Origin of the sequence: Mesorhizobium sp. M0960 (assembly GCF_040319055.1) — a bacterium.
Classification (GTDB): Bacteria; Pseudomonadota; Alphaproteobacteria; order Rhizobiales; family Rhizobiaceae; genus Mesorhizobium.
In genome coordinates this window covers 373,922-395,016 of record NZ_JAMYNN010000001.1, presented here as the reverse complement: position 1 = coordinate 395,016, position 21,095 = coordinate 373,922, and the positions used below count along the sequence as shown (strand labels likewise).

General features: G+C 62.9%; 11 protein-coding genes. 2 read left to right on the top strand and 9 right to left on the bottom strand.

The window, feature by feature from the left end; genetic code table 11:
• Nucleotides 1-59: 59 nt before the first annotated feature.
• Complete coding sequence (locus NKH63_RS02000; protein WP_352483075.1) at nucleotides 60-566, bottom strand: hypothetical protein; 507 nt, start codon at nucleotides 564-566, stop codon at nucleotides 60-62.
• 181 nt (nucleotides 567-747) lie between these two features.
• On the opposite strand from NKH63_RS02000, the gene NKH63_RS01995 reads away from it, so the two are divergent.
• Nucleotides 748-1,140 (top strand): DoxX family protein, encoded by a 393-nt coding sequence (locus NKH63_RS01995; protein WP_023720867.1) that lies wholly within the window; start codon nucleotides 748-750, stop codon nucleotides 1,138-1,140.
• 4 nt (nucleotides 1,141-1,144) lie between these two features.
• On the opposite strand, the gene NKH63_RS01990 is transcribed toward NKH63_RS01995, so the two are convergent.
• Nucleotides 1,145-3,586, bottom strand: a complete 2,442-nt coding sequence (locus NKH63_RS01990) for a GcvT family protein (protein ID WP_352908876.1) — start codon at nucleotides 3,584-3,586, stop codon at nucleotides 1,145-1,147.
• A gap of 79 nt (nucleotides 3,587-3,665) precedes the next feature.
• On the bottom strand, nucleotides 3,666-5,204 hold the full coding sequence (locus NKH63_RS01985; RefSeq protein ID WP_352482933.1) for a trimethylamine methyltransferase family protein: 1,539 nt from the start codon (nucleotides 5,202-5,204) through the stop codon (nucleotides 3,666-3,668).
• A 218-nt stretch (nucleotides 5,205-5,422) separates the two neighbouring features.
• On the opposite strand from NKH63_RS01985, the gene NKH63_RS01980 reads away from it, so the two are divergent.
• Nucleotides 5,423-6,013: a transglycosylase SLT domain-containing protein gene (locus NKH63_RS01980; protein ID WP_352482931.1), complete on the top strand. Its 591-nt coding sequence runs from the start codon at nucleotides 5,423-5,425 to the stop codon at nucleotides 6,011-6,013.
• 15 nt (nucleotides 6,014-6,028) lie between these two features.
• On the opposite strand, the gene NKH63_RS01975 is transcribed toward NKH63_RS01980, so the two are convergent.
• From NKH63_RS01975 to NKH63_RS01950, 6 genes are all read right to left on the bottom strand, one after another.
• Complete coding sequence (locus tag NKH63_RS01975) at nucleotides 6,029-8,452, bottom strand: dipeptide ABC transporter ATP-binding protein (protein WP_352482930.1); 2,424 nt, start codon at nucleotides 8,450-8,452, stop codon at nucleotides 6,029-6,031.
• A gap of 79 nt (nucleotides 8,453-8,531) precedes the next feature.
• Nucleotides 8,532-9,689 (bottom strand): ABC transporter permease, encoded by a 1,158-nt coding sequence (locus NKH63_RS01970; protein ID WP_352482929.1) that lies wholly within the window; start codon nucleotides 9,687-9,689, stop codon nucleotides 8,532-8,534.
• 12 nt (nucleotides 9,690-9,701) lie between these two features.
• Nucleotides 9,702-10,736, bottom strand: a complete 1,035-nt coding sequence (locus tag NKH63_RS01965) for an ABC transporter permease (RefSeq protein WP_023720873.1) — start codon at nucleotides 10,734-10,736, stop codon at nucleotides 9,702-9,704.
• A gap of 221 nt (nucleotides 10,737-10,957) precedes the next feature.
• On the bottom strand, nucleotides 10,958-12,610 hold the full coding sequence (locus tag NKH63_RS01960; RefSeq protein WP_023720874.1) for an ABC transporter substrate-binding protein: 1,653 nt from the start codon (nucleotides 12,608-12,610) through the stop codon (nucleotides 10,958-10,960).
• A gap of 260 nt (nucleotides 12,611-12,870) precedes the next feature.
• Nucleotides 12,871-18,921, bottom strand: a complete 6,051-nt coding sequence (locus tag NKH63_RS01955; protein ID WP_352917624.1) for a translocation/assembly module TamB domain-containing protein — start codon at nucleotides 18,919-18,921, stop codon at nucleotides 12,871-12,873.
• A complete protein-coding gene (locus NKH63_RS01950) occupies nucleotides 18,921-20,849 on the bottom strand; it encodes an autotransporter assembly complex protein TamA (RefSeq protein WP_352482927.1) in 1,929 nt (642 codons plus the stop codon). The genes NKH63_RS01955 and NKH63_RS01950 overlap by 1 nt, the downstream gene beginning before the upstream one ends.
• Between the last annotated feature and the right edge of the window lie 246 nt (nucleotides 20,850-21,095).

Genomic DNA, 21,095 nt, shown 5'->3' with positions numbered 1-21,095 from the left:
GGAGATGTCCGGCAGGACAGAGAGGGGCGCTGTCCCTCCAACCTTACGCTCTTTGAGAACTATTCCGGCGTCAGCACGGAAACTTTGAGATCGGGCTTCTTGGCGCCGCTGAGCTGGATGGTCGCCGGGCCGGCGGCTAGCTTGAAGCGCACGCTCTTGCGGATCCCCGGACAGGTTTTTATACCACTGAAAGCCGCCGACTTCACGGCTTTACCGTCCTGAACGACATCGATCCAAGCCTCATCAGACAGGCTGATCTGGAGCTCTCCCTCCGGGGGCACGGCCACGCTCGCCATCGCGCCGAATGTACCGGCTGCCGGCGCGCGTTCCGGCGGAACGGTGAAGCTGATCGTGCCGACCGGCGCCAACGCCACATCTGCAGCCTCGCCGACCGAAAGGTCAGCGCCGGACTGCGCGGCGGGCGCCGCCGCAAACAGGGCCTCCTCGCGCGTCACCGGCCATTTGAAGGCAGCACAGCCGGCATCGTCGGCCGTGGCGACGCTGGTGCCTGCAAGGATGGCGGATAGGCTGACGACGACTTTTCTCATGGCAAACGGAACCCACATGGTTTGGAGTGTCTGGATATCACTACAACTATAGCATTTAAAATACAACCCTGGAGAGAAAAATATTAAAAGAACGAGGAACATTTCCAATCACTGATTGTGGCTGGCGGGCCATGCGAAGTGAATGGTCCCCTGTCGGGCGATGATCTATGGCCGGTTCGGGGGTAAAATGGAGTCTTAGATGAAGCTTTTCGACGGTCTTGTCAGATATCAGCTGCAGGCTCTGGCCGCATTGCGCTTCGTGACGGCACTGCAATTCATCGAACATGGTACGCAAAAGCTGTTCAATTTCCCCGTCGGCGACCATGCCGGCGCCCTGAGCGGGCTATCGCTGACCGCGGCCATCCTGGAATTCGCCGGTGGCATCCTGCTGGTATTGGGGCTTTTCACTAGGCCGGTGGCATTCCTTCTCAGCGGTGAGATGGCGATCGCCTATTTCATGGCGCACATGCCGCGCGACTTCTTCCCGGTCAACAATGGTGGCGATGCGGCAATATCGTTCTGCTTCATCTTCCTCTATCTGGTATTCGCCGGCGCCGGCGCATTGGCGCTGGATAACCGCCGCAGCGCCTGAAACCTCACCCACGCATCCGCTCGAAGTTCGCGTCGAACAGTGGGACCGGCTGCATGCGCGCAACATGGCGTTTGCCCAGAAGCTCGATCTCAAAACCGTCGACTTCGTCGGCAATCTCTTTCGGCACATAGCCGATAGCGACGGATTTTTTCGAATGATGCGCATAGCCGCCCGACGTGACCCAGCCGCGCACGGCGCCGCCATGCCAGATTGGTTCGTCGCCGATGACGTCGGCATCGACAGCATCGACGACAAAGGCCCGCAGCCGCAGTCTGCCGCCTTGCTTGCGCTCTGCCAGCGCCGCCTGCTTGCCGATGAAATCGGCCTCCTTGGCATAGGCGACGAAGCGATCGAGGCCGGCCTCCAGCGGCCCATAGATCGGCCGGTATTCGCGCGCCCATGAGCCGTAATTCTTTTCCAGCCGCAATGCGTTGAGCGCTCGCGAGCCGAACAGGCCGATGCCGAATTCTTCGCCCGCCGCCATCAGCGCCTGATAGGCGGCGCGCTGATATTCCGGCGCCACCCAGATCTCGTAGCCGAGATCGCCGGTGTAGCTGACACGCCCGACCAGACACGGCGCCATGCCGATGTCCATCTTGCTGATGGCCATGAACGGAAAGGCCGTATTCGACACATCAGATGGTGTGACCTTTTCAAGAAGGTTCCGCGTGCTCGGCCCGGCGATCGATAAGCCGGTGAGTTTTGCTCCCAGCGCTTCGATACTGACCGAGCCGTCCTTCGGCAGATGCGCTTCGAACCAGCGCATATGGTACTGCTCGGCGACGCCGGAGCCGGCCAGGAACCAGCCGTCCCTTTCCGAATTTGGGCTGCTGAGATTGGCTAGCGTGAAATCGCCAATCAGCCTGCCGTCTTCCTTCAGCATCGGCGCCAGCGTCATGCGGCCGGGCCTTGGCAGCTTGCAGGCAAGCAGGCGGTCGAGCCAGGCTGCAGCGCCCTCGCCCGTCACCTTGTATTTGGCGAAGCTCGAAATCTCCGACAGGCCAACGCCTTCTCGAACGGTCTTGACCTCATTTGCGACATGCTCGAAATCGCTCGAGCGCCGCCACGAGAACTCGTCCCTCACGCCTTCCGGCGCATACCATAGCGGCACTTCCAGCCCATAGGCGACGCCCCATTGCGCGCCTTTGGCCGACAGGAGATCATAGACCGGTGTGGTCTTGAGCGGCCGTCCAGCGGGCAGTTCCTCGTTGGGGAAGCGGATCGAAAACCGCCGCGAATAGTTTTCGCGCACCTTGGCGTTGGTATAGGCCATCGTGGCCCAGTCACCGTAGCGCGACACATCCATCGCCCAGATGTCGGCGCCGGGATCGCCCTCGATCATCCAGTTCGACAGCGCCAGCCCGACGCCGCCCCCCTGTGAGAACCCGGCCATGACACCACAGGCCGCCCAGAACCCCGGCAGGCCGCGCACCGGCCCGACCAGCGGATTGCCGTCCGGCGCGAAGGTGAAGGGCCCGTTGATGATCTGCTTGATACCGGTGTTCTGGAAGGCCGGGAAATGCCGGAAGCCGACCTCCAGCGATGGCGCGATGCGGTCGATGTCGGGCTCGAGCAACTCGTGGCCGAAGTTCCACGGCGTCTGGAACTCGGACCATGGCTTGTTGGCCTTTTCGTAAGTACCCATCAGCATGCCGCCGCGCTCCTGACGCAGATAGAGCTCGCCATCAAAGTCGACTGCATGGATGATTTCCGTGCCGGTCTTCTGGTTCCAGGCGGCGACTTCCGGCATGTCCTCGGTGATCAGGTACATGTGCTCCATCGCCAGCACCGGCAGCTCCAGCCCGACCATGCGGCCGACCTCGCGCGCCCACAGGCCGCCGGCGTTGACGACATGCTCGGCCACCACCTCGCCCTTGTTGGTAATGACGCGCCACAGCCCGTCGGCGCGCCGCACGATGTCCTCGACCTTGGTGAAGCGCTCAACCTCGGCCCCAAGCTTCCTCGCGGCCTTGGCGTAGGCGTGGGTAACGCCGGATGGATCGAGATGGCCATCCTCCTTGTTGCGGACGGCACCGACGAACTGCTTGGGATCGAGCAGAGGCATCAGTTCGGCGGCTTCGGCCGGCGATATCTCCTCGAGCTCGATGCCGAGATAGCGGCCCTTGGCGACAACGCCGCGCAGCCAGTCGAGCCGCGCCTCGGTCGCCGCCAGCAGCACACCGCCGGTCAGATGCACGCCGGTCGCCTGGCCGGACAGTTCCTCAATCTCCTTGTAGAGCGAGATCGTGTATTTCTGCAGCTTGGCGACATTGGGATCGCCGTTGATCGTGTGCATGCCGCCGGCCGCGTGCCAGGTCGAGCCGGAGGTCAATTCATCGCGCTCCAGGAGCACGATGTCGGTCCAGCCGTGCCGGGCCAGATGGAACAGCACGGAGCACCCGACGACGCCACCGCCAATAACCACGACCTTTGCATGTGATTTCATGGGATTCTCGTCATTTCAAAGAGTTGGATGGGTTTCATGATTCTGGAAGAGAAGAAGATGAATCCGAGAAGAGTGGTGCTTAAGGCTCGCTCTGCCCGATCGCTTCCTTGCGCTTGGCTAGGTACGCCTCCAGCGCCTCGCGCCTGGAGATTTCCATCACCGGCTCGGCGTAGTCCTCCAGCGCCTTCTTCCACAGCCTGGTCGCACGCGACGTGGCGTCGAGCCCACCGGCCTCCTGCCAGGCCTCGTAGTTCTGCCAGTTGGACAGTATCGGCTGGTAGAAGGCCGTGGCGTAGCGCTCCAGCGTGTGTGGCTCGCCGAAGAAGTGGCCGCCGGTCGGAACCGCACCCAGAGCCTCGACGGCAAGCTCGGCCTCGTTGACTTCGATCGGGCGCAAAAACGCCATCATGTGCTGGATCATCTCGACGTCGATGATGAACTTTTCGAACGATGCAGTTAGTCCGCCCTCCTGCCAGCCGGCGGCGTGATAGACGAGGTTGCCGTGGCCTAGCACCGCGCCCCACAGCGCCATCAGCGTCTCATAGGCGCCTTGCGCGTCGGCGGCATTGGAGGCTGAGCCCGGTGTCGTGCGATAAGGCAGCTTGTAACGCCGCGCCAACTGTCCGGACGCGATGTTCGCCTTGGTATTTTCAGGCGTGCCGAAGGCCGGCGCGCCCGATTTCATATCGACATTGGAGGTGAAGGCGCCATACATCACCGGCGCGCCGCGACGGACGAGCTGCGTCAGCACAACGCCAAACAGCGCCTCGGCATTCTGCTGGGCGAGCGCGCCGGCAAGCGTCACCGGGCTCATCGCTCCCATCAGCGTGAACGGCGTCACCGCCACCGACTGGCCGAACTCGGCCATCGTCATCAGCCCCTCGGCCATCATCTCGTCGAAGCGGCGCGGCGAGTTGACCGAAATGATCGTGGTGACCCCGGGATCGTCGCGCATCTCGTCAAGCGTCAGTCCGCGCGCGATTGCCATCATCTTGATGCCGTCGAGCGCCCTGCCACGGCCGATGGCCGAGACGTGAAAGCTTTTGTCCGTCAGCGTCAGATTGGCGAAATAGGTGTCGAGATGACGGGAATTCGCCGGCAATTCCACCGGCGCGCAGACCTGGTTGCCGAGCATGTGGATGCAGTTGAAATGCTGCGCCAGGCGGACGAGATCGGAATAATCGCGCAAATTGCCGGCACGGCGGCCGCGCTCCATGTCGTGCACATTGGGCGGCCCGGCGACGAGCGTGAAGTTGATGGTATTGCCGCCGAGGTGGACGGCATGGGCGGGATTGCGCGGCGTCAGAGTGTAGCTGGACTGTGTCGTCTTCAGCGCTTCCTCGATCATGCCGCGATCGATGCGGACGTTCATCGAGGCATGATCGACCTTGGCCCCGGCCTTCTCGAACAGCGACAGCGCCCGCGGGCTCATCACCTCGATGCCGAAATTCTCCAGGATATGCATAGAGGCTTCATGGATCGCCTCGATCTGGTCGGCCGAGAGCATCGCCATCGGCGGATAAGGGTTTGTCACCCGCCTGAGCGGCAGTTGCGGGATGGCGGTCGGTCCCCTGTTGCTCGTTCGCTCGGCGCCGCGCTTGCGTCTTGGTTCGCTCATGCGGCGCATCAAAGCGCCGGCACGAGGATCGAGCTGTCAAGAATCCGCCACCTGCGGGCGTGATTTTAGCCAAGGCGCCATTCCGGGAATTGCATATCGGTAAAAGCGACAACAAACGTCGGAATCTTCATACTTCCTCAGCGCCTGCCAAAGCGGCCGACGAGCCGTTAAGGAACGCCGCAAGATTCCTTTTATGTTTTCGGCCTAATGCTCTTCCAATGCGTAGGTCGAGTTTTAGTAAAATTGTAGCGATTGCCGCGCCGCTGACGCTTTCGGCATGCGCGACGCCGCCGAACCACATCAACGATGTCTGCGCCGTTTTCGACCAGAACGATGGCTGGTTCGACAACTGGCAGGCGGCGGCACAGCGCGCCGAGCAGAAATATGGGGTGCCGGTCCCCGTGCTGATGGCGACGGTGCGCAAGGAATCCGGCTTCAAGAGCAACGCCAGGCCGCCGCGCACCAAGCTGCTGGGCTTCATTCCCTGGAAACATATCTCCAGTGCCACCGGCTTCTCGCAGGCGCTCGACGGCACCTGGGCGCAATACCAGAACGAGACCGGCAGTTGGGCGGCGCGCCGCACCAGGTTTGCCGATGCCGTCGATTTTGTCGGCTGGTATCATTCCAAGACCGCCGACACGCTCGGCGTCGCCCGCAACGACACCTACAATCTGTATCTCGCCTACTATCTTGGCTGGAATGCCTATAAGCGCGGCAATCGCGGCGGCGCCGACGTGCAGCGCTATGCGCACGCCACCGAACAGATGGCGCAGGACTACGCCGCGCAGCTACGGCAATGCGCGCCCTAGCATATCAACGGTATTTCAGCCGCCCTTGGGTTTGCGCGGCTTGCGCGTGGCGTTCTCAGCTTGGCGGCCGTCGCCGACTGTCGGCGGCGTGATTGGTGCCACCGCGCTATCGGCAGAGCTTGAGATGCCGCCGGTCTCTGAAACCTCGTCGCGAACCTCGTGACGGCGGGCTTTGGCGACCGCTTCGGCATTCTCCGCTGCCTGACCCTCGGCATCGGCTTCAACGCTGCCAGTCTTGCCATGCGGGCGCTTGGGCGGATCTCCAGCAAAGCCCGGGCCAACACCGTGGTTTGCATCATCCGGCACGCCCTCATTCGCCGCGTGTTCCTTGTCGAATTTAATCACCGGCTCCATTTTTGCCAGCACGTCGTCGGCCAGCCAGCACAGGCTCATATGACCGTCGCCGAGATTTTTGACCGGCGGCACCGTAGTTTCGCAAAGATTGTCCGGCACAAGTTTCTTGTAGCCGCAGCGCGTCTGGAACGGGCAGCCCGAGGGCGGGTTCATCGCCGACGGAATGTCGCCTTCGAGCACGATATGCCTTTTCACCACGCTGGTATCGGCAATCGGGATCGCCGACAGCAGCGCCTCGGTATAGGGGTGATAGGGCGGCGAAAATATCTGGTCGGTCGTGCCTTGCTCGACGATATAGCCGAGATACATGACGACGACGCGGTCGGCGATGTAGCGCACCACCGACAGATCGTGGCTGATGAACAGCATCGTGGTCTTGTTCTTGCGCTGGATGTCCATCAAGAGTTCGGTCACCGCCGCCTGGACGGACACATCCAGCGCCGAGACCGGCTCGTCGGCCACCACCACCTTGGCGTCGCCGGCAAAGGCCCGCGCCACGCCGATGCGCTGTTTCTGGCCACCTGAAAGCTGGCGCGGCTTGCGCGTCTCGAATGCCCTTGGCAGCTTCACCAGATCGAGCAGTTCCAGCATCCGCTTGCGGCGGTCGGCCACCGTGTCGCCGACATTGAACTTTTCCAGCGTACGGATGATCTGCGAACCGACCGAATGGCTGGGATTGAGTGTGTCGAACGGATTTTGGAAAACCATCTGGATCGACGACACGGTGTCGACGCTGCGCTTCTCGATCCCGGTCGACTGGATTTCCTTGTTGCCCAGCTTCACGCGGCCGGAGCTTGCCGTTTCGAGGCCGAGCAACACCTTGGCCAGGGTCGATTTTCCGCAGCCGGATTCGCCAACGATAGCGACGGTCTCGGATTCGCGCGCCATGAAAGAGATCGTCTCGTTGGCCTTGACGACACGTCCTTCGCTCGAGCCGAACACTTCGCTGCCGCCGACTTTGTAGTACTTCCTGAGGTCTTCGATCTGGAGCACCGGCGCACCGGGCACCACGCGCTCGTTGACTTTCTTGGCGCCAGGCGGCAGCGCCTCCCAGTCGATCTCGTTGAAGCGTACGCAGCGCGAGAAATGCCCGTCATGGCCTTCGACCGCGATCATCGGAATTTCGGCGGCGTTGCAGACGCCCTCGACGAAATGGTGGCAGCGCGGGCCGAAATTGCAGCCCTTCGGCCGCTCGTGCGGCAGCGGCAACTGCCCCGGAATGGATATCAGAGGCCGCGAATTCTTGTCGGCGCCCGGCAACGGGATCGAGCGGAACAGGCCTTGCGTGTAGGGATGGCGCATCCGGTCGAAGACGTCCTTGATCTTGCCCGTCTCCACCGCTTCGCCCGAATACATCACCGTGATGCGGTCGCAGGTCTCCAGGATCAGGCCGAGATTGTGCGACACGAAGATCATCGAGGTCCCGAACTTCTCGCCCAGCCCCTTGACCAGATCGACGATACCGGCCTCAACCGTCACGTCGAGCGCTGTCGTCGGCTCGTCGAGCAGAAGCAGCGCAGGCTTCGACAGCAGCGCCATGGCAATGACGATGCGCTGCTGCTGGCCGCCGGAAAGCTGGTGCGGGTAGGAACGCATCATGCGCTCGGGATCCGGCAGCTTCACCGCGCGCACCATTTCCAAAGCGCGTTTATGGGCTTCGTCCTTCGACACCTTGTCGTGGATCAGTGGCACTTCCATCAGCTGCTGGCCGACCTTCATCGCCGGGTTCAGACTGGCCATAGGCTCCTGGTAGATCATCGCGATCTTGTTGCCGCGGATGGCGCGCAGTTCCTCGTCGGACAGTTCTCCCATGTCCTTGCCCTGGAACTTGATCTTTCCGCCGACGATCTTTCCGATGTTGGAGAGGTCGCGCATGATGCCGAGCGACACGGTCGACTTGCCGCAGCCGGATTCGCCGACGATGCCCATCGCCTCGCCGGGCATGACCGTGCAGGAAAAATCCATGACGGCCGGGATCTCGCCCTTGCGGGTGAAGAAGGAGATCGACAGGTTCTCGATCTCGATGATCGGCCCACTGGTCGGCCCATTGGTCGGCTTGGCGGGATTTCGAACTGCCTCATTCATGGGTCGCTCCAATCCTTGTTCTGCAGGCATGTCGGGCCGAACCCGGCATCGATCTTTCCCGGTTCAATCTTTCCCGGCATCAATCCTTCATCGACTGTTCGCGCAACGAATCCGCCAGGAGGTTGAGGCCGAGCACGAACGACATCAATGCGATCGTCGGCGGCAGCGCCGGGTGGATGAACGAGCGCAGCAGCCGGCTGGCATCCTTGATCGCCGTGCCCCAGTCCGGGCTTTCCGGCGCCAGTCCCAGCCCGAAATAGCCGAGCGTGCCGAGCAGGATCGTGGTGTAGCCGATGCGCAGGCAGGCGTCGACGATAAGCGGCCCGCGCGCATTGGGCAATATCTCCCACAGCATGATGTACCAGGGCGATTCACCGCGCGTCTGCGCCGCCGCAACATAGTCGCGCGTTTTGATATCCATGACCAGGCCGCGCACGATGCGGAACACGCCCGGGCTGGAGGCGAACACCACTGCCACGAAGATGTTGAGCTGGTTAGGATCGATGTGGATGATCTTGAACGGATCGGCGTCGAAGACAAGGCCGGCATAGATCCAGCCGCCAACGACCAACGTCAAGCCAAGCAGGATATAGAGGCGGTCGGGGCGGTTCTTATAGCGCGTCCAGAACAGCACACTGAAGAAGATGATCGGAAACAGGAAGAACAGCCCGGCCATCGCGTAGGGGATCGGCGTGTCCATGATGCCTGGCGTCACCAGCAGGTAGAACAGCAGGATCACCGGGAAGGCCAGCACAAGGTTTGCGAGGAAGGACAGCACCGTATCGATCCTGCCGCCGTAATAGCCAGCCGGCAAGCCGAGCGTGATGCCGACCATCAGCGCAAAGCCGGTTGCCGCCGGCGCGATGATCAGCACGATCTGGCTGCCATAGACCATGCGGGAGAACACGTCGCGGGCGAGCTTGTCGCCGCCGAAATAGTATACAAGTTTCGACGCCGGCTCGATCGCGCCCGGCAGCGCGTCCTTCATGATCGGCACCTGGGCGAGCGGATCGAAGGGCGCGACGGTCGATGCGAAGATCGCCGTGAACAGCCAGAACAGGCAGATGCCGACGCCGACGATGCCGACGCCGCTGTCGAAAAGCTGGCCGTAAAGGCCAAGCTTCTTCTTGTAGCCGAAGCTCGCCCCCATCACCAGGGCGAGAGCGATCCAGACCGGCCAGAAGCGGGTAAGCACGCCGAGTACGACGTTGAAGGCGCTGAGATATTCGACCTGCATCCGCCCGGTCTCCTATTGAACTCTGATGCGCGGATTGAGGAACGCGTAGCCGACATCGGAGATGAGCTGTGTGATCAGGACGATAAACACCGAGACCAGCGAGCAGCCGAGCAGAAGATCGATGTCGTTGTTGCCGGCCGCCTCGACCAGCGTGTAGCCGAACCCCTGGTATCGGAACATCACCTCGACGATGACGACGCCGGTGAGCAGCCAGGGGAACTGCAGCATGATGACCGTGAACGGTGCGATCAGCGCGTTGCGCAGAGCGTGCTTTACCACCACGCTGCCGAAGGAGAGGCCCTTCAGCCGGGCGGTTCGGATATATTGCTGCGTCATCACCTCGACCATCGAGGCGCGGGTCATGCGGGCGATGTAGCCGATGCCGTAGATCGCCAGCGTCATCACCGGCAAGGTGAAATTGTAGAAGGTGATGCCCTGGCTGGCCGAGGCCGCCGAGCCGTTCAGCACGCCGAGCCAGGAGGCGAAGATGACGGTGAAGATGACGCCCGAAACATATTCGGGCGTCGCCGTCGAGGCGATCGAAGCCACCGACAATGTGCGGTCGGTGCGTGAGCCCTCGCGCATGCCGGCAAGAATGCCGATCAGGAGCGAGACCGGCACCATAACCGCAAGCACGCAGAGCATCAGGATGCCGGTGGCGCTGAGCGCCGGAAAGAGTTTCGAGGCGACCGTCGTCTTGAATTTGGTCGAGCAGCCGAAATCGCCTTGCAGGATGCCGGAAAATGTCGGCACGACCGGATCGTTGCAGAAGGAGAAACGCTGCGCTGGCTTGCCTGTCGCCGGGTCGGTCACCGGCTGCTTGGGCACGACGCCCAGCCATTGTCCGTAGCGGACAAAGAAATTCTGCCGATAGCCATGATTGACCAGCCAAGCCTCGAGCTGCTCGGCCGATGTGTGCATTTCGGTTTGGCTGATCGCGAGCTTCTTCAGATTGGGCCCGAGATTGACCAGGAAGAAGACGATCATCGTCAGGCACAGCATCGTCAATGCCATGGTGCCGAGACGCCTGATAACGAAAGAAAGCATGGCGGTCCCCTGCCGGTCGGGTTGGGGGGTGGAACCGGTTTGCAAGCCGTGCCCTGCCGCCAGCGGCAGAACAAGCCTTCAGACCAGTCCCAGATGCAATACCCTTTTTATTGCAGACCCCGGCCGAAGAGTCCGCAACTTTTTCCTGCGCCGACTTCCGGTCCAAGGACCATGCAACGAGCGAGAGAAAGGGGCCAGACGCCCCTTTCCGGATCGTCCGGTCAGGCCTGGTCGAGCCAGACCTTACCGTAGTCGCGCTCGAAGGTCGGGTGCATCTTGTAGTTCTGCACCGCCTTGACCGAATGGCTGTAGAGCTTGCGCCAATAAGGCTGGATGATAATGCCGGAATCCTGCAGGATCTGCTCGATATCCTTCATCATTTCCTTGCGCTTGGCGGCGTCGGCAACTGCCAGCGCAGCGTTGAGCTTGGCATCCCACTCGGGATTCGACCAAGCCGTCTCGTTCCAGGCTTCACCTGTACGATAGCCGATCGCCAGAACCTGGACGCCGAGCGGCCGCATGTTCCAGTTGGTCATCGACAGCGGATACTTCGTCCAGTCATTCCAGAAGGTCGAACCCGGCAGCACCGTACGCTTTACCTTGATGCCGGCGTCGCGCATCTGCGCGGCGATCGCATCGCCGGTGTTCTTGTGCCAGTCTTCGTCGACCGTGATCAGCTCGTGCTCGAAATCGGCTTGGCCGGCTTCCGCCATCAGCGCCTTTGCCTTGGCCGGGTCGCGAGCAACCTTCGGCAATTCGTAGTATTCCGGATGGATCGGGGCGACATGGTGGTTCTCGGCAACCGTGCCGGCATTGCCGTAGCCGAGCTGGAGGACGACAGCGTTGTCGACCGCGAGCTGCAGGGCGTTGCGAACCTTCTGGTCGCCGTAAGGCTTGTTGGTCACATTGGTGCGGCAGACGATCGTCGAGGCGGTGACGACCTCGGACTTCGCCAGGTCCATGCCGTCGAGGATCGACACATAGTCGGCCGAGGTTTCGAAATTGGTGTGCACTTCGCCAGCTTCGAAAGCGCTGACCATCGCCGCCGGATCGGTGCCGTAGTCGATGAACTCGATGCCGTCGAGGAAGACCTCGCCATCCCACCACTTGTTGTCTTCACGACGCTTGTAGACCACTTTCTGGCCGACATCGTAAGAGACCAGCTCGAACGGCCCAGTGCCGATCGGGCAGGACTTGAAGTCGCCGCCTTTTTCGTCGAACGTCTTGTGGACGATGAGGCCGGGATAGTCGCACACGTTGGGAATGAGGGCGATATCGGGCTTGCTGAGCGTCAGCTTGATCGTGTGGTCGTCGACCTTGGTCACCGCGCTCTCATCCAGCTTGTCGTCCTTGACCAGCGAACCGAGGCGACCGGGCATAGAATTGCCTTCGGCCTTCTTGTCGGCCCAACGCTTGAGGTTGAAGATGACGTCGTCTGCGGTGAACGGATCGCCGTTGTTCCAGGTGACGCCTTTGCGCACGTGCAGCGTGTATTCGGTAGCGTCGTCATTCACGTCCCAGCTCTCCAGCAGATAGGGGCGGAATGTGTATTCGGTGGTATATTTGACCAGCGGCTCGAGCGCCTGACGCTCGGCATTGGCGATTTCCGACCAGTCGGACTTGCGCGGATCCTTCGGATCCTTGATCCACTGCGCGACCTTCAATACGCCGCCTTTCTTGCCCTGGACCTCTTCCGCCTTGGCCGGCGTGGGGTCTGCAAGGCCAAGCATGCCATATGCCATCGCCGTCGACGCACCGAAGACGCTGGCGAGAGCCAGAAATTCGCGACGATCCATCTTGCCTGCCTTGGCGTCTTCGGCCATGGCCAGGATGTGATCGGGAACGCGGTCGCCGTTACTCTTGTAGATCGTCATGACTAACTCCCATTGTTGGCTTTCTGCCTTTTAACATTCCGCATTCGCGCCATGATGTCAAAGACGGCACGGATTGGGAACATGCCAAGGAATGTGCAACTTTGAAAGCAGGGCGGTTCGCGCGATAACGACAGTCTTGGCGCAAATTTGCTACTGCGCCAGGGATTTCGCGCGAAATCTCCACGGACAATTAAACCGGGACATTTGCTGCTGCGCCGCTCGTTCTTCGGGCAACCAACTGTTCTGCGCGAACAGCCGTTTCAATATTCCCGTTCATAGAAAACACCGCCTTTGGCTTCACCGGCGTCGGTTGCCTCACCACGCAGCTTGACGCCGCGCCCGACGTCGAGATCGACGGTTGCCTTGCCCGAGCCGGGCCTATCGCCCTTCTGGATCGTCACGTAAGTGCGGTCGTTGAGATACTTGCCCGCCGAGACGGCGGTGCCGCCCTCTTCGTCGGTGATTACGTCGAGATCGTCGACGCCGATCGCGCTGCGCAGGTTCTGCAGCAGGGAGGTCGAGCCGCCGACGCCGGCCAGTTGTCCGGCAGCCTCGGCAAGCTGCGCGATCTGCAGCGGCGACAGGTTCGACATCGAACGGCCGAAGATCAGCTGCGCCAGCACCTCGTCCTCCGGCAGCGCGGGTACCGAGGAGAAGGTGAATTTCGGGTTGGTCGCCTCGCCCGAGACCACGATGGTCACGGTGGCGCTGGTTGTCTTGGATTGCGCCGTAAGGTTGAGGTAGGGCACCAGAGAGCCCGAGAAGCCGACCGTGCCTTCGGTGAAGGTCAGCCGCTTGGCAAGGATCGTCAGCCGCCCGCGCCGCAAGGTGAAGGTGCCGACCGCCTGGGGTGACGATGCCGGACCGGTCAGCCGCAGCGAACCGCCGAGCTCGGCGTCGACGCCCCTGCCCTGGATGAAGATCTGGCTCGGCGCATTGATCGTGACGTCGAGGTTGAGGCCACTGCCGCCGCCACCGCTGCTTGCAGCGGCCGGGCGCAACGCCTTGTCCTGCGCACGCACGGCTGCCGGCGCATTCTTGTGCTTGACGTTGAGCTCGGCCAGCGAGCCGGGCAGCTTTTCGGGTACGGTGATGACGGTCTTGGCCAGGTTGACGGTACCGGAAATCACCGGCCCGGAGGTGAGCGGTCCCTTGATGGTCAGGTCGCCGCCGAGGTTAGCAGTGACCACCTTGCCGTCGGTATAACGGCCGTCGACCAGTTTGACCGACAGGTCGGCTGGGAAACCCTTAGCCGGATCGATGCCGACGGTGCCGCTGGCCGAAAGGCTGCCACGCGTCGACAGCGTGCCGGTCAGGCGGTTGATCCTGGCCACGCCACCACCGATAGCGACATCGGCGGTGATGTCGTTGATCGCGAGCCCCGAGCGCGCGTCGACCAGGCGGGCGCCTGACGTACGGACCGTGCCTGAGATCACCGGCGACGTCGCCGGGCCGCGCACCTGCACATCCACGTCGGCCGTGCCGCTCAAGGACAGGCCTTGCGCGGCGAGTGTCCTGGTGAGGAAGGCGAACGGCACCTTGCCGGAAAAGTTGAGATCAAGGGTGGGCGCGCCTGATGTCGTCATCGTGCCGCCGCCCTTGAGGCCAAGGCCGGCGGCATCGCTCATGTTGGCGTCGAAGGTCAGTCTGTTGCCCGAATACGTACCTGAAGACGAAACGCCCATGCCGCCGAAACCTGCACCGCGGGTCTGCGACGTCTGAACGCCTGTGGCGTCGATCTTGAAGGCGACGGCCGGATTGGCCGGCGCGCCCGTCACCTTCACCGTGCCCGAGACGGAGCCGGCGGCATCGAGGCCAGGCGAAAAACTGTTGGCTATCGAGATCGGGACGCGGGCCAGCGTCGCGTTGAGGTCGAGCGCCTGCCCAGCCTTGCCCGTGACCGTCGCCGTTCCGCCGCCGAGGTTGAGCACCAGCCTGTCGAGGCTGGTCACTCCATTAGCGATGTTGATGGTCGAGGCCTGGGCGATGGCCGCCTTGATGCCGCGAATGGTCGCCTCGCCGGAGGCAAGTTCGACGGTCGTCGTGCCCTTGACCGCCCTGACCCGGCCGGCGGCCTTCAGCGGAATATCCTTGACGGTGGCGCCACCCGAAAAACCGGTCCATTCGCCGTCGCGCTTGAGATCGACGTCGACGCCCCGAATAACGGTGCCGCCGGAGTTTACGCTGTCGGCGCGGATTTTTCCGGAGATCACCGGTGCCGCCAGATAGTTGGCGATCAGAGCATCGATGGTCACCGCCTTGGCCGAGAAATCGCCGCGCGAGATCGAGCCCGTCGTCGCCTTGACGGCGACCTGCGGCACGGCGCCCGCCTTGGAGAAGGCGATCGTGCCGCGCACATCGCCATCGGCTTTTTCCAGTGCCAGGGCAGCAAGCGGACCGATATCGGGCAGGTCGAGTGCCACAGTGCCGACCGGCACGAAGGCATCGTCGAGCGCCAGGTCGCCGGAAATACGGTTCTTGCCCAGCGACAGCAAGAGCCCGTTGATGGCGCGTTTGCCGTCCGATGTCGCCAGCACGGCGCTGCCCTGCAGCGACTGGCCCGCGACATTTCCGGTGAGTCGCACATTCGCCGCCGGGTTGGCTGCGTCCGCCTTGCCGGTGGCTGTGAGCTTCAGCCCGGTGATCTCGCGCGCGGCCACCGAAAGCTTGTCGCTGTTGACAGTCAGCGACAGATCCGGCGCGGTGCTGGCGCCTTGCGCATTCAGCGCGAAAGAAATAGCGCCTTTGGCATCCTTGGACAGCAGCGAGACGTCGCCTAGTGCGCCTTTGACGTCGGCGCTCAGCCTGTTGTCGGCAAGGCTCGCCTGCCCGTCTGCGGTCAGCGCGCCTGATGACAGCCTGATCGCGTTGGCGGTGACATTGCCGTTGGCGTCTCGCTTCAGCGCGGCACTGAGTTGCGTCCGCTCGGCGAGCATGCCACGCGCCGCCACCGGCAGCGCCGCCGACGCGGCGTCCGCCTTGAGATTTAGATCGATGGCGCCGTCGGCCAGCGAGACCCGCCCGTTGAAGCCGCTGTTCAACGCGTCGCTGGTCACGGTGCCGCTATCGATGATGACAGCGTCGGCGGCAAGGCTGCCGGCAACTTTGGCAGTGACCTTGCCGGCGATCAGCGGCGCGACGGTCGGATTGTCGAGGCCGATTTTTTCGGCGATCACCGAGCCGGAGATCGGCCCGCTCCGGGCTTTCACGTCGAAGCGGTCGGAGTGCAGCGCAAGCGTGATGCCCTCGATCTTAGCTAGATTGGTGGCGGCCGATGGCAGTGTCGCGGAGATGTCGAGCTTCGGCTGGGTGCCCTGCCCGGCCGCCTTTAGCGACAGCGTCTGCAGCTCGAGCTTGATCGGGCTCTCCTTGCTGCCGAGCGAAAGCGGCAGGCTCGGGCCGGTGGATGCGAGGTCGAGCGAGAAATCGCTGGCACCGTTCGGATTGATGGTGCCGGCTGCCTTGCCGGAGATTTTCTCGCCGGCAAGCGTCGCATGCTCGATGGCGACGCCGCTGGCCAACGAGAAACGGCCTGCCGCATCGAGATTGAGCGGCCCGAGCCCGGCCCGCCGGGTCTGGCTGGTTTCGGCGCCGCTGAGCTGGCCGTTGAAGCGAATGTCGGGGGCAGCCGACGATCCCGTGACTTGCGCGGTGCCGCTGAGCGCGCCCACGGCATCGAGGCCCGGTGAAAAATCATTGGCAAGTGCTGCCGGCACCGCCGACAAGGTGGCAGCGAGATCGAGCGTCTGGCCAGCCGTACCCGACACGGCAACCGAACCACCGCCGACACCGAGCGCCAGTTTCTCTATGCTCACCCTGCCATTGGCGATTGTCAGCGCCGATGGCTGTGCGACAGCTGCCTTGATGCCGCGGACGGTCGCCTCGCCCGAGGCCAGCTCGATGCTGGTGGTGCCGTTCGCAACCCTGACCCGCCCGGCCGCGCTGGCCGGAATGCCGGCGACCGTGGCGCCGCCGCTAAAGCCGGTCCAGTCGCCATCGCGCTTCAGGTCGACGTCGATGCCGCTGATCACCGTGGTTCCGGAGGTGATCGTGTCGGCCTTGATCTTGCCGGAGATCGCCGGGGCTTTGAGATAGTTGGCGACCAGCGCGTTGACAGCGATTGTCTTCGCCGCCAGTTCGCCGCGCGAGATCGCGGCGCTCGTCGCATCGATCGCGACCGTCGGCGCACCATTGTCATTCGCGAAACGGATCGTGCCACGCACGTCGCCGGCTACCGTTTGGCCGGCAAGTCTGGCCAGCGGAGCAATATCCGCCGCATCGAGGTTCAACGTGCCGAGCGGCAGCAGGTTGTCATCGAGCCCGAGGTCGCCGGAGACCTTGTTGTCGGCTAACGAGACGGCAAGTCCATTGATGGAGCGCTTGCCATCGGTTGTGACCAGCGATGCCTTGAGGTCGAGCGGCTGGTCGTCGACCGAGCCGGTCAGCGAGACATCGGCGGCGGGACTGGCGATATCGGCTTTGCCGCTCGCGCTCAACTTGATCTGCTTCACCACACGGCCGGACGCCGTCAGGCTGTCGCTGTTGGCCGAAACCGAGAAATCCGGTGCGCTGCGCGCGCCGCTTGCCGTCAGCGCAAAACCGACGGCGCCGCCGACCTTCGCGCCGACCAGCGGGGACAGCACCGACACGTCGCCGAGCGTGCCCTTGATATCGGCCCGGATATCGGTGCCTTGCGCCATGGCGGTGCCGCTGGCGCTAAGCGTGCCTGAGGTGAGTTGCAATGCGTTGGCGGCGAACGCACCGTCCGGGTCGCGTGTCGCGGTTGCGGAAAACTGCACGCGCTGGCCGAGAACCGAGCTGATCTGCGGCGGCAGCGCCGTCGAGGCCGCGTCGGCATTCATCTTGAGCGTCATCGACAGATCGGCAAGCGCTACTGTGGCCGTCACGGACGCATTGAGCGCGTCGCTGCGAAGCGTGCCTTGGTCGACGACGACCTGGTCCTTGCTGACCGAGCCGGCGAGACCGGCGCTGACCCTGCCCGTTATCAGCGGCGCCAATGTCGCAACGTCGGTGTTCAGGCCGGCCGCCGTCAGCTTGATGGTGACAGGCCCACTACGGTTCTGGATGTCGAAGCCATCGGAATGAACTTGCCCGATCAGGTCGTCCACCCGCGTGCCGCCCGCCACCACCGAGACCAGCGACGCGCCGATATCGACCATCGGCGCCTTGCCATCGCCGAAAGCGCGGGCCGTGGCGTCCTTGATCGCCACGGTTATCGGCTGTGCCTCGCTGCCGAGGCTAAGCACGATCGGCGGTCCTTTCGCGGCGAGTTTCACAGAAAGATCGCTGACGCCGTTCGGATCGACAATGCCGGCGGCGGTCGCGTGCACGGCGCCGCTGTCGATATTGGCGCGCTCGACATCGACGCCGCCGGCCGCGGTCGCTGTGCCGGCAAGGTCGAAGGTGGTCTTGCCGGCAAACAGCGGTTTCAGGGTTTCGGGCAGGAAGCGCTCGAATTCGCCATCGCCGTTGGCCTCGACATAATGGCCCTTATCGGTGAGCTGATGGCGACCGGTGAGTTGGGTGACGATCCGGCCGTCGACAACGAAAGTCCCAATACCATTCCAGTTGGCGAGCGGTCCTGTGCCGGAAACGACAATGTCGACTGGCGGCGCGCCCGGCAGCTTGAGCAGGTTGGCGATGATGCCGCCGGCCGGCTCGGATGCCTTAAGGTCTAAGTCGAGCTTGTTGTCAGCCGGCGCGAAATGGGCTTTGGCGTCGACCGTGCCTTGCTTGCCGTCATGGCGAACGATGTTGAGGCTGCTCTCGATGGCCAATGGCGAGGCGTCCGCCTTGAGCGCTCCCTTGGCTGCAAGTTCGGCGACACCGCTGCCGGCCAGAGCCTGCCCGAGCGCGATTTCGGGAAGGTCGAGTTGCTTGACGTCGATGGAAACCGGCAGCGTGGTCGCTCCGCTTTGGCTCGGCTGTGTGCTGGCCACCGGCAGCCTTGCCAACTCGATACGCTCGGCCCCAATACGATCGGCGCTGAAGCTCTTCGACAGGAGTGCCAGCGGCGACCAGTCGACAGCCACCTTGCGCGCCACCATCCAGGCGCCTTCGCGATCCTCCAGAACGAGATGATCGACCCTCAGCGCGCCCGACCAGATACCGTCGATGCCGACGACAGTGACCTTGCGATCGCCGGTCGAGGCCATGGTCGAGATGATGCCGGCAAGGTTTTCGCGGCCGCGCTCGGTTTTGGTCAGCACGACGAGTGCCCCCACCGCCGCTGCCACCACGATGAGCAGCGTGTAGAAAAGGATACGGAGGATGCGCCTGAATATTGCCATCAGAATGCCTGGCCGATGCCGGCATAAATGCCGAAATGAGGATCGTCGGGGCCGCGGTTGAGCGGCACTGCCGCGTCGATGCGCAGCGGCCCGAACGCCGTCAGATAGCGCAAGCCTACACCCGCGCCGACCTTCATGTCCGAAAAATCGGGGACCTGCCTGGTGGACACCGTGCCGGCATCGACGAACGGCACGACGCCGATCTTGTCGGTGACAGCGATGCGCATCTCGACCGAGGTCTCGAAGAAGGAAAGCCCGCCGATCGGCTCTCCGTTGCTGTCCTTCGGGCCGATGCCCTGATAGGCATAACCGCGCACCGAGCCGCCGCCGCCGGAGTAGAAGCGGCGGTCGGCCGGAACATCCTGAAGACCGGCGCCGATGATCGAGCCGATGGCGACACGTTCGGCGAAAACGAATTTCGAGGCCGAATCGAGCGACTGGTAGGCCGACCCCTCGCCCTTCAGCTTGACGAACGCAGCCCCGCTCAAAATGTCGTAGCTCGGCTCGGCATAGGCCAGCACCCTGAAGCCCCTGGTCGGATTGAGCTTGCTGTCGCGATTATCGTAGACATATTGCAGCGGAATGCTGGCGATCAGATAGGTGTGCTTGCCGAAAGCGTCGTGGATCCTGGAATAGTCGAGCGCGACTTGCGCGGAAACCGTCTGCTTCTTGTCGAGTTCGTAGGACAGGCCGGTGCTGCCCTTGACCGAGAAATGGTCGTAGGCGTCGGGGTGCTCCAGCACGGTATTGACGCTGGCAATGAATTTCGACGCCGGCCCGACCACGCCCGGCTTTTCGAACATGACGCCGGCATTATAATTGAGCTGGGTCAAGTCGTTGCTGCCGATGCCGCTGATCTTGCCGTCGATGCGCAGCTTTTCGGCGCGGCCAAACAGATTGCGGTGCCCCCAATAGCCTTCGAGGCCCAGCCCTTCGGTGTTTGAGAAACTGCCGCCAATGCCGAAATAGCGCGGCTTGCGTTCGCTTACCTGGACACCGATCGGGATGTTGCCGTCGGCGTCGAGCGGGTCGGCTTCCTTCACCGTCGCGCTGTTGAAGACCTCGAGCCCGAGCAGCCGGTCGCGCGCATCGTCGATCTCATCGGGCGAATATTGGCGGCCGCGCTTCAGGCCGGTCATATATTCGGTGAAGTCGCGGTCGACCTTTTCGGTGCCCTCGACAGTGGTGTCGCCATAGCCGGCGACCGGCCCGGCCGCGACGGTGAGCGTCACGTCGAGCGTCGAACCGGCGTGCTCGGCGACGATCTCGCGGCCCGTCACCTTGGCCAGCGGCCTGCCTTCTTGCTTGAGTGCCCGCACGATCGCCGCCTCGGCCTTGAGCACGGCGCCCGAACTGGCGTCACCGCCGGCGATCAGACCGAAGTCGGCACTTGCCAGCCCCGCTGCATCGCCTTTCAGCCTGATGTTGCCAAGCGTGAATTTCGGCCCGGCTGCTATGCTTATCACCACCGGAATCGGCTGCGGGCCGGAAAACTCGGCATCGGGCGGCAGATCGTCGAGCGGCTTGCCCTGAATAGTGATGGTGACGACACCCTCGTAGCGCGCGTCCGCGTAGAGCGCGGCGACAAGTTGCTCACGGTCGCTGCGCGCCTTGGCCAAAAGACCCAGCGAACCTGATACCGGGTGTTCCTCGTCGGCTTTCAGCGCCGAGGCGTTTTCGAGCTTCTCGGCAAGATCCTCGTCGGCGTCGGGCGCTTCTATCGTCACGGCATAGCGCAGTGGGTCGACGATGTCGGCATCTTCGTCCTTTGACGACCCCCACAGCTTGATGCCAAAAATCTCGAAGGCTGCCGCACTTCCGGTTTCGGCAACAAGTGCCGTCGAGCACAACAAAGCGAAAAGCAGGGCGCGCGAAAGCGCGCGCTGTGGCGCGGTTCCTCCCGACATCTGCCTTTCATACGCCGGCATTATGCTCCTAGCCTAGCTCGCAAACCTAAAATTGGAATGAAGTTCTGAAGCACTCGTAAAGGGGCCACAATCCAATTGCTGAAATAGACAGGGCTTGGAACTCACACCTTCTGCGTCGCCGCAAGAAAGCGTGATCCCCTGTCCTATGGAGCAACTACCGGTCACCGACCGGAAAGCAAACCGTTGGCAGGCGGATCCTGCCGCGTCCTGATGTTGACAAGCGCGACTGAAGCTTGAAGATTTCTG

Excerpts from the sequence above, each read along its gene's own strand:
- NKH63_RS01990 (WP_352908876.1), bottom strand. The coding sequence starts at position 3,586 with ATGAAATCACATGCAAAGGTCGTGGTTATTGGCGGTGGCGTCGTCGGG.
- NKH63_RS02000 (WP_352483075.1), bottom strand. The coding sequence starts at position 566 with ATGTGGGTTCCGTTTGCCATGAGAAAAGTCGTCGTCAGCCTATCCGCC.
- NKH63_RS01960 (WP_023720874.1), bottom strand. The coding sequence starts at position 12,610 with ATGACGATCTACAAGAGTAACGGCGACCGCGTTCCCGATCACATCCTG.
- NKH63_RS01985 (WP_352482933.1), bottom strand. The coding sequence starts at position 5,204 with ATGAGCGAACCAAGACGCAAGCGCGGCGCCGAGCGAACGAGCAACAGG.
- NKH63_RS01970 (WP_352482929.1), bottom strand. The coding sequence starts at position 9,689 with ATGCAGGTCGAATATCTCAGCGCCTTCAACGTCGTACTCGGCGTGCTT.
- NKH63_RS01980 (WP_352482931.1), top strand. The coding sequence starts at position 5,423 with ATGCGTAGGTCGAGTTTTAGTAAAATTGTAGCGATTGCCGCGCCGCTG.
- NKH63_RS01995 (WP_023720867.1), top strand. The coding sequence starts at position 748 with ATGAAGCTTTTCGACGGTCTTGTCAGATATCAGCTGCAGGCTCTGGCC.
- NKH63_RS01975 (WP_352482930.1), bottom strand. The coding sequence starts at position 8,452 with ATGAATGAGGCAGTTCGAAATCCCGCCAAGCCGACCAATGGGCCGACC.
- NKH63_RS01965 (WP_023720873.1), bottom strand. The coding sequence starts at position 10,736 with ATGCTTTCTTTCGTTATCAGGCGTCTCGGCACCATGGCATTGACGATG.
- NKH63_RS01950 (WP_352482927.1), bottom strand. The coding sequence starts at position 20,849 with ATGCCGGCGTATGAAAGGCAGATGTCGGGAGGAACCGCGCCACAGCGC.
- NKH63_RS01955 (WP_352917624.1), bottom strand. The coding sequence starts at position 18,921 with ATGGCAATATTCAGGCGCATCCTCCGTATCCTTTTCTACACGCTGCTC.